Annotated in this window: 2 protein-coding genes (1 of these 2 cut by a window edge); both read right to left on the minus strand. The window is 73.7% G+C overall.

The features are described from left to right. Positions 1-10,032, minus strand: coding sequence for an amino acid adenylation domain-containing protein (locus ACSHWO_RS09055; protein ID WP_438311037.1), 10,032 nt, complete (start codon positions 10,030-10,032; stop codon positions 1-3). Next, a protein-coding gene (locus ACSHWO_RS09060) for a non-ribosomal peptide synthase/polyketide synthase (protein WP_438311039.1) crosses the window boundary here: on the minus strand, positions 10,032-14,972 show its 3' end. Its footprint extends 17,448 nt past the window's final position; 4,941 of the gene's 22,389 nt are visible here — the last part of the coding sequence; the start codon falls outside the window, past its right edge — the gene reads right to left on this strand; its stop codon occupies positions 10,032-10,034. The genes ACSHWO_RS09055 and ACSHWO_RS09060 overlap by 1 nt, the downstream gene beginning before the upstream one ends.

Here is a 14,972-nt window from a genome sequence, read left to right on the forward strand (position 1 = left end):
TTATCGGTCCTCTATTACGGCCCTTTCCGGACCGCATTCGAAGGTCCCCGCGAGCCGGGTCGCCACGTCGCGCAGCAGGGCGGGATCCAGCAGGTCGTCGTGCCCGCAGTCGAAGGGGGTGACCTTCAGCTCCCCGTCCACGTAGGGGGCCCAGGCAGCGGCCAGTTCCGCCGCCCTCTGCTCGCCGCCCGACGTGATCAGGGCGACCTGGCCCTTGTACGCGGCGGGGCGGTGCGCGGTGACCACCATGATCGTGTTGATCATGACGTCGAAGAGCCGCTCGTCGGCGTCACCGCCGAGGACGTCTTCCACCAGGCCGAGTGCGCGCTCCCGCTGTTGCGCCTCGTCACCGCGGTCGTCCGGGTCACCGCCCGCGTCGTCGCTCAGGACGGCGAGCACGTCGGCGGCGGTGAGCAGCCGCTGTCCTTCCACGGGGCCCTGCTGGGCGGGGTCGCCCGGCAGGGAGTCCATGATCGCCAGCAGGGCGACCTGCTCGCCCTGCTCCTGCAGGGCGGTGGCGATGGCGTGTGCGATGTTGCCGCCGGTCGAGTACCCCAACAGGTGGTACGGGCCCTGCGGCTGCACGCCGCGTATCTGCTCGACGGCCTCGAGCGCCCACGCGGCCAGCGACTCCGGCAGCGGTCCGGGCCCGTCGAGTCCCCACGCCTGCAGGCCGTACAGCCCCACGTCCTCGGGCAGCCCGCGCAGGAGTCCGGCGTAGCACCAGCTCAGGCCGAGCGACGGCGGGGCGCAGAACAGGGAGGGGCGGTCGCCGCCGCGGCGCAGCACCACCATGGGCCCGGTGTCGTCGGTGGTGTCGAGCCGGGCGGCGAGCAGGGCCGGGGTGGGCGCCTCGAAGAGGGTCCGCACGTCCGTCACGGTGTCGAGCTCGGTGCTGATCCGGGTGGCGAGGCGCATCGCGAGCAGCGAGTGGCCGCCGAGCTCGAAGAAGTTCGCGTCGACGCCGACCCGGGGCAGTTCGAGTGCTTCCGCGAAGAGGCCGCAGAGCAGTTCCTCGCGCAGGCTGCGCGGGTCGCGCCCGGCCGTCGCCTCCGTCGCCTCCGGTACGGGCAGGGCCTTGCGGTCGACCTTGCCGTTGGGACTCAGCGGCAGGCGTTCCAGCACCACGACCACGCCGGGCACCATGTGCGCCGGCAGCGCCAAGGCGAGCCGGGCGCGCAGCTCCCGGGGGTCCGGCTGCACCCCGGTGGCCGGGACGGCGTAGCCGACGAGCCGGTCGGCGTGGACGGCCGCGGCGGCGTGGGTGACACCGGGCTGCTCGGCGAGCGCGGACTCGATCTCGCCGAGCTCGATCCGCAGGCCGCGGAGCTTCACCTGCGTGTCGGCCCGGCCGACGAACACCAGCTGACCGTCGCGGTCCCACCGGACGAGGTCGCCGGTGCGGTACATCCGGTCGCCGGGTGCGAACGGGTTCGCGACGAACCGCTCGGCGGTCAGGGCGGGGCGGTCGAGGTAGCCGCGGGCCAGGCCGGGGCCGGTCGTGTACAGCTCTCCCGCCACGCCGGGCGGGACGGGCCGCAGGTACCGGTCGAGCACGTACACGCCGGCGTTGGCGATGGGCCTGCCGATCGGGACCGGCTGCCGGCCGGGAGGGGCGTACACCCAGGACGCGACGTCCACGGTGGCCTCGGTCGGACCGTACGCGTTGACGAGCCTGCGGCCCTCGGACCAGTGCGCGATCACGTCCGCCGGGGGGACGTCGCCGCCGGTGACGATCACCCGCAGGGCGGGCAGGTCGATCCGCGGCAGGCCGGCCATCACGGCCGGGATGAGGTGTGCGTGCGTGATGCGCCGGTCGGCGAGGAACGCGGCGAGTTCTTCGCCGGCCAGGACACCCGGGGGGATCACCAGGCAGGAGCCGGTGAGCAGGGCGAGGCACAACTCGGACACGCTCGCGTCGAAGCTCGGGGAGATGAGCTGGGCGACGCGGTTGCCCGCACCGGCTTCGTAGCGCTCGGCCTGGTTGGCGACCAGGCCCGCGATGCCGCGGTGCGACACGACGACGCCCTTGGGCCGGCCCGTCGACCCGGAGGTGTAGACGACGTACGCGGCGTCGTCGAGGTGCCGGGGGACGACCGGTTCCGTACCGGGGAGCCCGTCCGGGACAGGGAAGGAGGCGGACGAGAGCTCGCACACCGGGCCGGCGTCGTCGAGCATGAACGCGATCCGCTCGGGCGGGTAGTCCGGGTCGACCGGCAGGTACGCGGCCCCTGCCTTCAGCGTCGCCAGCACGGCGACCACCAGGTCGGCCGAGCGGGGCAGCCGCAGCGCGACGGTCTCCCCCGGTCCCGCGCCCCGCTCGCGCAGCACGTGCGCGAGCCGGTTGGCGCGCAGGTCCAGTTCGGCGTAGCTGAGCGTCTCGGCACCGTCCTGAACGGCCGGGTGGTCCGGGGTGCGGGCCACCTGCCGCGCGAAGAGCTCCGGCCAGGTGAGCGGGGGCACGTCGCGGGCGGTGTCGTTCCCTCCTTCGAGGACCAGCCGGCCCAGCTCGGGACCGAGGACGTCGAGCCGGTCCAACGGCGCATCGGGCTCGGCCACGGCCGCGGTGAGCAGCCGGACCAGGCCGTCGACCAGGCCGCGGGCGGTCTCCGGCTCGAACAGGTCGGTGGCGTACCGGACGATCCCGTTCAACCCCGAGGCCTCGTCCTCCTCCAGGACGAACGCCAGGTCCACCTTGGCGGTCTCCGTGTCGACCTGCTCCCCGCGGACCACGAGGCCCGCGAGCTCGGGCTCCGAGGCGTCGAGGTTCTGCAGCGTCAGCATCACCTGGAAGAGGGGGTGGTGGGCCAGCGAGCGGGCCGGGTTGAGCACCTCGACGAGCCGCTCGAAGGGCACGTCCTGGTGGGCGAACGCGGCCAGGTCGGTCTCCCGCACCCGGTCGACGAGTTCGTTCAGGGAAGGGCTGCCGGAGACGTCGGTGCGCAGCACGACCGTGTTGACGAAGAAGCCGACCAGGTCGCGGGCCGCCTCCTCGTCGCGTCCGGCGACCGCGCAGCCGAGCGGGATGTCCGTGCCGGCGCCGTACCGGGTGAGCAGAGCGGCGAGCGCGGCCTGCAGCACCATGAACACGCTGGCGCGCCGGCGCCGGGCCAGGTCCACGACGGCGCGGTACAGGTCGGGACCGATCGTCAGCGGCGCCGAGCCGCCGCGGTGGCTGAGGGCGGCCGGCCGGGGCCGGTCGAGGGGCAGGTCCAGCAGGTCGGGTGCGCCCGCGAGGGTCTCGCGCCAGAACGCGGTCTGGCGGGCCAGCACGCTGTCCGGGTCGCCCTCCTCGCCGAGGACCTCCTGCTGCCAGATGGCGTGGTCGGCGTACTGCACCGGGAGCGGCGTCCACTGCGGAGCGCGCCCGGCCCGGCGGGCCCCGTACGCGGTGCCCAGGTCGCGCAGGAGCGGTCCCATCGACCAGCCGTCGCTGACGATGTGGTGGACGAGCACGAGCAGGACGTGCTCGTCGTCGCCCTGGGTGAAGAGCCAGGAGCGGATCGGGAGTTCGCGGTCGAGCTCGAACGCGTAGCCGGCCGCGGCGACGACGTCGCCGCCGGTGACCTCCTCGAGGACCGGTTCGTCGGTCACGATCCGCTGGTGGGGCACGCCCCCCTCGTCGCCGAAGACGGTGCGCAGGCTCTCGTGCCGTCCCACCACGTCGCAGAGGGCGGCCCGCAGCGCGGGCCGGTCGACGCGGCCGGTGAGCCGCAGCGCCAGCGGGACGTTGTACGTGGGCGACGGACCCTCGAAGCGGTACATGAACCACAGGCGGCGCTGGGCGGCCGACAGGGGCACCCGCTCGGGCCGCGGACGGGGGGCCAGTGCGGGGCGGGTCGGCCCCGCCGACGGTTCCAGCTCGGCGATCCGCGCGGCGAAACCGGCGACGGTGGGCGCTTCGAAGAGGGTCCGGATGCCGATCTCGACACCGAGCTCGTCCCGGACCCGCGCGACGACGCGGGCGGCGAGGAGCGAGTGCCCGCCGAGGTCGAAGAAGACGTCGTCGACGCCGACCGCGGGCACGCCCAGGCTCTCGGCGAAGATCGCGCACAGGGCTTCCTCGCGGGCGTCCCGGGGGGCCCGGGCGGAGGTGACCACCGCTTCGGGTGCGGGCAGCGCGTCCCGGTCCAGCTTTCCGTTGCCGGTGAAGGGCAGCTGGTCCAGCGCCACGTACGCGGACGGCGTCATGTAATCGGGCAGTTGCTCGGCGGCGTGCGCCCGCACGCCCGCCAGGTCGAGCCCGGCGGGCGTCACGTACGCCACCAGGCGCTTGTCGCCCGGCCGGTCCTCGCGCAGCACGACGGCGGCGTGCGCCACGTCCGGATGGTTGCCGACGGCCGACTCGACCTCGCCCAGCTCGATCCGGAAGCCCCGCAGCTTCACCTGGTGGTCGACGCGGGCCACGAACTCCAGTTCGCCGTTGCGGTTCCACCGGCCCAGGTCGCCGGAGCGGTACATCCGCGATCCCGCGGGGCCGTAGGGGTCCGCGACGAACTTGGTCGCGGTCAGGCCGAGCCGGTTGAGGTAGCCGCGGGTGACCAGGTCGCCCGCGATGTACAGCTCGCCCGTCACGCCGACGGGCAGCGGCCGCAGCTTGGCGTCGAGCACGTACATCCGGGTGTTCCAGACCGGCCGGCCGATGGTGATGACACCGCTGGGGACGGCCTCGCCGGGGGCGATGCGGAATTCGGTGCAGCCCACGGTGGTCTCCGTGGGGCCGTACTCGTTGACCACGGTCACGCCGGGGTGGCGGCGGCGCCACTCGTCGAGCAGTTCGCCCATCAGCGACTCGCCGCCGAGGACGAGCTGCTCGGTCGGGGAGAACGCGTCCGGCAGGTTCAGCAGCAGCGAGAGGTGGCTCGGCGTCGCCTTGACGAAGGCGGGGCGCGTGCCGGGTGCGTCGCCCTTCAGGTCGACGAGGTCCACCGCGCCGCCCGCTGTCAGGGGCGCGAAGACGCCGGTCACGGTGAGGTCGAAGGAGATCGGCGAGTGCACGAGCGCACCGCGTTCGACGGAGTCGTAGGCGGTGCGGGCCCATGCCAGGTAGGAGTTGAGCGAGCGGTGCTCGACCACGACGCCCTTCGGCCTGCCGGTGGAACCGGAGGTGAAGATCACGTACGCCGCGGCGCTGTCCGGTACGGACGCGGGCAGCGGTGCCGTCTCGGCCGCGTCCGCGGCGGAGTCCGCGTCGGGCGAGGGGTCGGCGTCCAGGTGGAGGCGCGGCCGCGTGCCGGGGAGTTCGGTCGCCGTGGTGGTCAGCACCAGCACCGGATCGACGTCGTCGAGGACGAAGCCGAGCCGGTCGGCCGGGTGTTCGGGATCCAGCGGCAGGTAGGCCGCCCCGGCCCGGAACACCGCGAGCACCGCCACCACCAGGTCGACGGACTTCGGCAGGGCGATCGCCACGAACGTCTCGGGACGGACCCCCCGCGCGACCAGCACGCGGGCGAGCCGATCGACCCGGTCGGCCAGTTCGGCGTAGGTGACGCGGTCCTCCCCGGACACCACGGCGACGGCTCCGGGGGTCCTGGCCGCCTGCGCGGCGAACAGCTCCGGCACGGTCGTCCGGGGCACGTCGTGTCCCGGGTCGTTCCAGCCGACCAGGACGTCGTGGCGTTCCTCCTCGGACAGGATCGGCAGGTCTCCGACCGGGCGGTCCGGGTCGGCCGCGGCCGCGGTCAGCAGCCGGACCAGGCGGTCGGCCATCGCCTGCACGGTCTCGGCGTCGAACAGGTCGGTGGCGTACTGGATCGCGCCGTACAGCCCGTCCGGGCGGCCGTCCCCGGTGTGCTCCTCGGCGAGGAAGAACGACAGGTCGAGCTTGGCGCTGTCCCCGCCGATCTGCTCCCGGACGACCTCCAGACCGGCCATGCCGAAGTCGCCGTCCGCGGTGTTCGCGAACGTCAGCATCACCTGGAAGAGCGGGTGGTGGGCCAGCGACCGGGCCGGGTTGAGCACCTCGACCAGCCGCTCGAACGGCACGTCCTGGTGGGAGTACGCGGCCAGGTCGGCCGTGCGGACGCGGCGCAGCAGCTCTGCGAAGGACGGATCGCCCGAGACGTCGGTGCGCAGCACCAGCGTGTTGACGAAGAAGCCGACGAGGTCGTCGAGCGCCTCGTCCGTACGCCCGGCGATCGCCGTGCCCAGGGGGATGTCGGTGCCCGCGCCCATCCGGGTCAGCAGGGCCGCCACACCGGCCTGGACGACCATGAACACGCTCGCCTGGTGGGCCCTGGCCAGTGCCACGAGCGCGCCGTGGGCCTCGGCGGGCACGGCCAGCCGGACGACCCCGCCACCGTTCCCGGCGATCGCGGGACGCGGCCGGTCGGTGGGCAGTTCGAGGAGTTCGGGGGCACCGGCCAGCGTCGTGCGCCAGTAGTCGAGCTGACGGGCGATGAGGCTGTCCGGGTCCTCCTCGCCGGCGAGGAGCTCGTGCTGCCACAGCGCGAAGTCGGCGTACTGCACGCGCAGGTCCGGCCAGGCGGGACCCTCGCCGGTCAGCCGGGCGGCGTACGCGGTCGCGAGGTCCGAGGCGAGCGGGGCGGCGGACCAGCCGTCACCGGCGATGTGGTGCAGGAGCAGCAGCAGGGTGTGCTCCTCCGGACCGGACTCGAAGAGCGTGACGCGCAGCGGTGCTTCCCGCTCCAGGTGGAAGGCGTACCCGGCGGCCGCGTCGAGTGCCTGCGGGGAGAAGCGCTCCGCCCTCAGCTCGACCTCGGTGGGCAGGATCTGCTGGTAGGGCGTGCCCGCGAAGTCGGGGAAGGCGGTCCGCAGGGCCTCGTGCCGCTCGACCACGTCGGTGATCGCGGCCTCCAGCGCGGACCGGTCCAGCCGGCCGGTCAGGCGCAGCGCGATCGGCAGGTTGTAGGTGGCGGCGGGGCCTTCGAGCCGGTACAGGAACCAGAGGCGTCGCTGCGCGTACGACAGCGGCGGGTGTTCCGGCCGCGCACCGACGAGGATCGGCGGGCGGGCGACGGCCGCCGTGTCGAGGCGGGCGGCTATCGCGGCCGGGGTCGGCGCCTCGAACAGCGCACGGATCGGCAGCTCGACGGCGAACGTGGAGCGGATGCGGCTGACCAGCCGGGTGGCGAGCAGCGAGTGCCCGCCGAGTGCGAAGAAGTCGTCGTCGACACCGGTCTGCTGCAGGCCGAGCACCTCGGCGAACAGGCCGCAGAGGATCTCCTGCTGCGGCGTCGCCGCGGTCCGCGCCGCCGGGGCGGCCGCGAATTCGGGGGCGGGCAGGGCGGCGGTGTCGAGCTTGCCGCTGGGGGTCAGCGGCAGGGCGTCGAGGAGCACGATCGCGCCGGGCACGAGCACCTCGGGCAGCCTCGCGGCGAGGTGCTCCCGGACCGTGCGGATCAGGTCGTCGCCGGCCCGGTCGTCCCCGGTGGGGACGACGTACGCGACGAGACGCTCGTCGCGCACGGTGACGACGGCCTGGCCCACCTCGGGCAGTTCGGCTGCCGTGGCCCGGATCTCGTCGAGCTCGATCCGGACGCCGCGCACCTTGACCTGGCGGTCGGCACGGCCGGCGAACTGGAGGGAGCCGTCGGGGTTCCACCGCCCGAGGTCGCCGGAGCGGTACATCCGCGACCCTGCCGGGCCGAACGGGTCGGCCACGAACCGCTCCGCGCTGAGGCCCGGCCGGTTCAGGTAGCCGTGCGCGAGCTGGACGCCCGCGAGGTAGAGCTCTCCCACGACGCCGGGCGGGACCGGGCGCAGCGCCCGGTCGAGCACGTAGACGCGGGTGTTCCACACGGGGAAGCCGATCGGTGCGTTGCCCGGGCCTATCTCCTGGCCGCCGTCCCACGCCGTGACGTCGACGGTGGCCTCGGTCGGGCCGTACAGGTGGTGCAGGGGGACGCCGAGCAGGTGGCGGAAGCTGCGGTGCAGGTCGGCGGGCAGTGCCTCGCCGCCGCAGAACACGCGGCGCAGGCTGGTGCAGCCGGCGGCCTGCGGGATCTGCACGAAGGCCGCGAGCATGGCGGGGATGAAGTGGACCGTCGTCACTCGTTCGGCCCGGATGAGCTCGGCGAGGTACTCGGGGTCGCGGTGCCCGTCCGGCTTGGCCATCACCATCGTGGCGCCCTGCAGCAGCGGCCAGAAGAACTCCCAGACCGACACGTCGAAGCTGGTGGCGGTCTTCTGCAGCACCCGGTCGTCGGCCTCCAGGGGGTAGGCGCGCTGCATGCCGTCGAGCCGGTTCACGGCCGCGGCGTGCGGGATGACGACGCCCTTGGGGCGGCCCGTCGACCCGGAGGTGTACATGACGTACGCCGCGTCGGACGGGTGCAGCGGGCGCAGCCGGTCCGTGTCGGTGAGCGGGGTGTCCTCGTACCCCTCCACGTCCGTACCGGCCAGGTAGGCGCCGTCCAGCACGCAGATCGGGGCGGCGTCGGCGAGCATGTAGGCGATGCGGTCGGCCGGGTAGCCGACGTCCACCGGCAGGTACGCCGCGCCCGTCTTCACGATCGCGAGCAGGCCGACGAGGAGGTCCACCGAGCGGGGCACGGCGAGGGCGACGAGCCCGCCCGGACCGGCGCCCCGGTCGACGAGGTGGCGGGCCAGCCGGTTGGCCCGTGCGTGCAGTTCCCCGTACGTGACCTCCTCGCCCTCCATGACCAGGGCGACCCGCTCGGGGGTACGGACCGCCTGGGCGTCGAGCAGCTCGGGGAGGACCGCGGCGGGCAGATCGAGACCCGTGGCGTTCCACGTCTCGACGACCTGCTCCCGCTCGGCGGGCAGGGTCACGTCGATGCGGCCGACGGGGAGGTCGGGGTCGGCGGCGACGGCTTCGAGGACCTGGAGGAACCGGGCGGCGATGGCGGTGCCCTGCGCCCTGTCGAACTGCTCGGGCCGGATGTCGAGCCGGACGACGAGGCGGTCTCCCGCGATGCCGGTGATGAGGCTGAGCGGGTAGTGGGTCGCGCCGCCGCCCTCGATGTCGGCGATCTTGAGCCTCGTATCCGAGCTCTCCTCCGCGTCGTCGAAGGGGTAGTTCTCGAAGACGAGGATCGAGTCGAAGAGCTCTCCCAGGCCCGCCGCCCGCTGGATCTCGGCGAGGCTGACGTGGTGGTGGTCGAGCACGTCGCCCTGCCGGCGCTGGAGGGCGGCGACGGCCTCGGCGAACGGCGCGGCAGGGTCCAGCCGGACCCGTACCGGCAGCGTGTTGATGAAGGAGCCGATCATGCCCTCGACGCCGGGCAGGTCGGCCGGGCGACCGGAGACGGTGGCGCCGAAGACGACGTCGCTGCGGCCGGTGAGCTGCCCGATCACCATCGCCCAGGCACCTTGCACCAGGTTGTTCACGGTCAGGCCGCGGTCGGCCGCCATCCGGACCAGTCGGGCCGTGGTCCCGGGCGACAGCTCGGCGGCGATCCGCTCGGGCAGCACCTTGCCGGCGGGGGCGCCGGGAGCCGCCGTGGTCGGCCCGTCGAGCCCGGCGAGAACCGTCCGCCACGCCTGCGCACCCGCGTCGGCGTCCTGCCGGGCGAGCCAGCCCAGGTATTCCCGGTACGGGGTGACCCGGGGCAGACCGTCGGTGCTGCCCTTGGCCTCGTAGACCTCGAAGAGCTCGTTGACCAGCAGGGGCGCCGACCAGCCGTCGAGGAGGATGTGGTGGTTGGTCATGACGAGCCGGTGCTCTCGCGGCCCGAGGTGGACCAGGCTGAACCGGATCAGCGGCGGCCTGCCGAGGTCGAACCGGGTGGCCCGTTCGGTCGTCAGGAACGCGTCCAGTTCCTCGGCCCGGAGGGTCGACTCGGACCACCCGGGCTTCACGTCCCGGGGGATGATCTGCATCGGTCGGCCGTTCGCCCGCATCCGGAAACCGGCCCGCAGGTTGGCGTGCCGCTGTAGGACGGCTTCGGCGCTGCGGCGCAGCAGGGCGCCGTCCACCTCACCGGACAGCTCCAGCACGAGCTGGGTGTTGTAGACGTCCACCGCCTCGTCGTCGTAGAGGGAGTGGAAGAGCAGCCCCTCCTGCAACGGTGTCAGCGGCAGTACGTCTTCGAGGCGCGAGCGCTTCATTACCAATCCCCCAGTTCAGCCTCAAGGCTGTCGATCTCGCTCTGTGTCAGGTCGTCGCTCAGGTCGGACGGCGTCAGTCCGACCGTGTCCGGCCGCTCGTCCGCGAGGGCGGTGAGCGCGTCGAACCATGCGTGTGCCAGCCGCCGTACCTCGGACTCCGCAAGCACCCCGCAGGCCCAGGTCCAGGTGGCGACGAGGCGCGGACGGCCCTCGTGGTTCTCGGTGACCGCGGTGATCTCGACCGCGTGTGTCATCGGCATCTCGGGCGACCGCGGCGCGGGCGTCGGCCCGTCGACGGTCTGCCAGTCACCCGTGTCGTCGCCGTCGGTGTACCGGCCCAGGTAGTTGAAGCCGATCTGCGGCGCGACGTCCAGACCGGGTTCGCCCCTCAGGTGGCGCAGGATGCCGTATCCGACGCCGTTGTCCGGGAAGGCGCGCAGCTGCTCCTTGACCCGCTTGAGGCGGTCCGTGGGCGTGCGGCCCTCCGGGTGGAGCCGGACCGGGTAGAGGCTGGTGAACCAGCCGACCGTCCGGGAGGTGTCCACCCCGTCGGCGACGTGCTCGCGCCCGTGGCCCTCCAGGTCGACGAGCACCGGTCCGGCGCCGCGGCCCTCGGCGACCGCCGTCGCCAGCCCGCACAGCAGTACGTCGTTGATGGTGCCGTTGACGCTCGCCGGGACCCTGGTGAGGAGCGCCTCGGTGACCTCCGGTGCCAGCGTCAGCTCGATCTCCCGGGCCGTGGCCGCGGTGTCGACCGCGGGGTCCAGCCGGCGGGTGCCGAGGAGGGGGTCGGCGGTCGCGGCGATCTCCTGCCACACCGGGAGTTCGGCCCGCCGGTCCGCGGCGTGCAGGTGCGCCGACCAGGTCCGGTAGGAGGTGGCCACCGGGGCGAGCTCGGGGGCCCGGCCCGCGGCGGCCGCCTCGTACGCGGCGGCGAGGTCGGGCAGCAGGATCTGCCACGACACCGCGTCGACGACCAGGTGGTGCAGGACGATCAGCAGCGTGCCCGACGCGTCGGGTCCGGCGTCGAACCAGACGAACCGTGCGACCTCACCGGCCGCCGGGGACAGTTCCCGGCGGGCCGTCTCCGCGGCTTCGCCGTCGCCGGAGTCGACGCGCACGACCGAGACCGGTACGGTGCCGCGCTCGCGCACCTCGTACGTGCCCTCGGGGTGGCGCCGCAGTCGCAGCACGTCGTGGTGGTCGATCAGGGCCTGGGCCGCGCGGACCAGGGCCGTCTCGTCGAGGCCCCCGGGGACCCGTACGGCCATCGACTGGTTGAAGCCGTCGGTGGCGTCGTAGTCCTCCAGCCAGCGCATGATCGGGGTGGGCGCGAAGGTGCCCGTACCGGCGTCCCGGTCCTCCGTCGTGGTCGGAACCGCTGTGGCCACCCGTGCCAGGAGGGCGGGAGTGCGCTCCCTGAAGACGTCCCGCGTCGCGACCAGCAGTCCGCCCGCGCGGGCCCGGCTGACCACCTGGATCGACATGATGCTGTCGCCCCCGAGGTCGAAGAAGCTGTCGTCGGGGTCGACGGCGGGCAGGTCGAGGATGTCGGCGAAGATCCGGCAGAGCAGTTCCTCGCGGGCGTCGGCGGGCCGGCGTCCGCTGCCGGCGGTGGTGGACCACTGCGGTGCGGGGAGCGCCGCGCGGTCGACCTTGCCGTTGGGCATCAGCGGGACCTCGTCCAGGACCACCAGGGCGGCCGGGACCATGTAGTCCGGCAGTCCGGCGGCGATCTGGGCCCGCACGGCCGCCGGCTCGGCGTCACCGACGTAGTACGCCACCAGGCGCCGGTCGCCCGGACGGTCCTCGCGGACCACGGCGGTCGCCCGGCCCACCCCGTCCACGGCGTTCAGGGCGGACTCCACCTCACCGAGCTCGATGCGGAAGCCGCGCAGCTTCACCTGCGTGTCCGCCCGTCCGAGGTAGGACAGTTCACCGTCGGCGGTCCACCGGGCCAGGTCGCCCGTGCGGTACATCCGCGAGCCGGCGGGGCCGAACGGGTCCGCGAGGAACCGCTCGGCCGTCAGCGACGGACGGCCGAGGTAGCCGCGGGCCAGGCCCGCACCCGCCACGTACAGCTCGCCGGTGACTCCGGGGGCCACCGGACGCAGGGCCGCGTCCAGGACGTACACCCGTGCTCCGGTGATCGGACGGCCGATCGGCGGCACGACCTCGCCCGACAGCGGCGCGCTCATCGTGGCGCACACGGTCGTCTCGGTCGGGCCGTAGGCGTTGATCATCCGGCGGTTTACCGACCAGCGGGCCACCAGCTCCGGCGGGCAGGCCTCGCCCGCCACGACGATCGTCGCACCGGCCGGCAGGGCGTCCTCCGCGAGCACCGCCAGCGCGGTCGGCGGCAGGGTCACGTGCGTCACGGCCTGCTCAGCGCAGAGCGCCGCCAGGTCCGGACCCGGCATCAGCCGCTCGGCCGGGGCGACCACGAGGGTCGCGCCCGAGAGCAGCCCCATCACGATCTCCCAGGCCGCCGCGTCGAAGCTCAGTGCCGCGAACTGCAGCACCCGGCTGCCCGGACCCACACCGAACGCGTCCTGCTGGGCCCGTGCCAGGGAGGCGATGCCACCGTGCGGGACGACGACGCCCTTGGGCCGGCCCGTCGAACCGGACGTGTAGATCACGTAGGCGGGGTGGTCCGCACGCAGCCGAACCCGTGCAGGGACCGCACCGGACGGTTCCGGGCCGTCCACCAGCACCACGGGCACCGTGTGCTCACCGAGCCCCGGCAGCGTCGCGCTGTCGGTGACCAGCAGCGCGGGACGCGAGTCCGACAGCATGTACGCCACCCGGTCCGCCGGATAGTCCGGGTCGACCGGCACGTAGGCGCCACCGGCCCGCAGCACCGCCAGCAGCGACACCACCATGTCCACCGAGCGCGGCAGTGCCACGGCCACCACGGACTCCGGCCCGACGCCGTGCGAGGCGAGGTGCCCGGCGAACGCGTCCACGCGTTCCGCGAGCGCGCCGTAGGTCAACTCCGCGCCTTCGAAGGCCAGGGCGGGTGCCGAGGGGTCCGCGGCCACCCGGGCCGCGAACAGCTCCGGGAACGACCGCGCGTCACCCACCGCGCCGGACGGCGCGGAAGCGGCCCACTCGGCCAGCATCCGGCCGCGCTCGGCGTCGGACAGCACGTCGACCGCCGAGACCCGGCCGTCCACGTCCGCGAGCAGCCCCTCCAGCACCCGGACGAACCGCTCGCCCAGCGCGTCGGCGCTCGCCGCGTCGAACAGGTCCGAGGCGTACTGGACCTCTCCGCTGAGCCCGTCGGGCGTCTCCTCCAGGTGGAAGGTCAGGTCGAACTTGGCCACACCGAGGTCGGCGCCCTCGTAGTCGACGTCGAGGCCGGGGAGGCCGAAGCTGGCCTCGGCGTTGTTGTCGAGGACGACCATCACCTGGAACAGCGGGTGGTGGGCCAGCGAACGCTGCGGGCTCACCACTTCGACCAGGCGCTCGAAGGGCACGTCCTGGTGCGCGTACGCAGCCAGGTCCGTCTCCCGCACCCGGGCCAGCAGCTCGCGCACCGACGGGTCGCCCGACACGTCCGTGCGCAGCACCAGCGTGTTCACGAAGAACCCGATCAGGCCGTCGAGCGCCTGGTCCGACCGGCCGGCGACGACCGTGCCCAGCGGCACGTCCGTCCCGGCGCCCATCCGCGACAGCAGCACCGCGACGGCGGCCTGCACCACCATGAACGGGGTCACCCCGCACTCACGGGCGACCGCCAGCAGACGGCCGTGCAGCGCGGCGTCGGTCCCGAACCGGGCCACCCCGCCGCGGTACGAGGGGGTCTGCGGACGCGGCCGGTCGAGGGGAAGCTCGATCAGTTCGGGTATGCCGTCCAGGGCGGTGCGCCAGTGGTCGATCTGGCGGCCGGCCGTGCTCGACGGGTCGCTCTCGTCACCCAGCACCTCCGCCTGCCACAGCGCGTAGTCGGCGTACTGCACCGGCAACGGAGCCCAATCCGGCACCCCGCCCCCGACCCGCGCCGCATACGCGGCCGACAGGTCGTCCGCCAACGGCGCCAGCGACCAGCCGTCACTCACGATGTGGTGCATCAGCACCACCAGCACCGACGACCGCTCACCCACACGCAGCAACGTCGCCCGCAACGGCAACTCCGCCGACAGGTCGAACGCATACCCCGCAGCACCGTCCACAGCAGCCGACAGCCCCTCCTCCGAGACCTCCGCCACCCGAAGCACCACACCGGCATCCGCCACCGGCAGCACCCGCTGGTACGGCACACCGTCCACATCCGCGAACACCGTCCGCAGACTCTCGTGCCGGCCCACCACATCACCCAGGGCCGACTCCAACGCCACCACGTCCAACGCACCCTCGAGCCGCAACACCAGCGGAACGTTGTACGTCGCCGACGGACCCTCCAACGCGTGCAGGAACCACAACCGGCGCTGCGCCGCCGACAACGGCACACGCCCCGGACGCTCCCCCGCCACCAACGCCTTCCGCGCCGCATCCGCACCCACCAGACGAGCCGCCAGACCCGCCACCGTCGGCGACTCGAACACCGCACGGATGGCGAGCTCCCGCCCGAAGGACGTGCGGATCCGGCTCACGAGGCGGGTGGCGAGCAGCGAGTGCCCGCCGAGGACGAAGAAGTCGTCGTCGGGGCCGACGGCTGCGGGCAGGCCGAGGACGTCGGCGAAGATCTGGCAGAGCAGCTCCTCACGGGCGTCCGCGGGCCGGCGGCCGCTGGTGGTGGTCCAGTGGGGTGCGGGAAGAGCGGCCCGGTCGACCTTGCCGTTGGGTGTCAGCGGGATCTCGTCCAGGACCACCAGGGCGGCCGGGACCATGTAGTCCGGCAGTCCGGCGGCGATCTGGGCCCGCACGGCCGCCGGCTCGGCGTCACCGACGTAGTACGCCACCAGGCGCCGGTCACCGGGCCGGTCCTCACGGACCAC

Origin of the sequence: Streptomyces pallidus (ex Mingjun et al. 2026) (genome assembly GCF_051550185.1) — a bacterium.
Classification (GTDB): Bacteria; Actinomycetota; Actinomycetes; order Streptomycetales; family Streptomycetaceae; genus Streptomyces.

Bases quoted from the DNA above. Each gene is read 5' to 3' on its own strand.
- ACSHWO_RS09055 (WP_438311037.1), bottom strand. From the start codon at position 10,032: ATGAAGCGCTCGCGCCTCGAAGACGTACTGCCGCTGACACCGTTGCAG.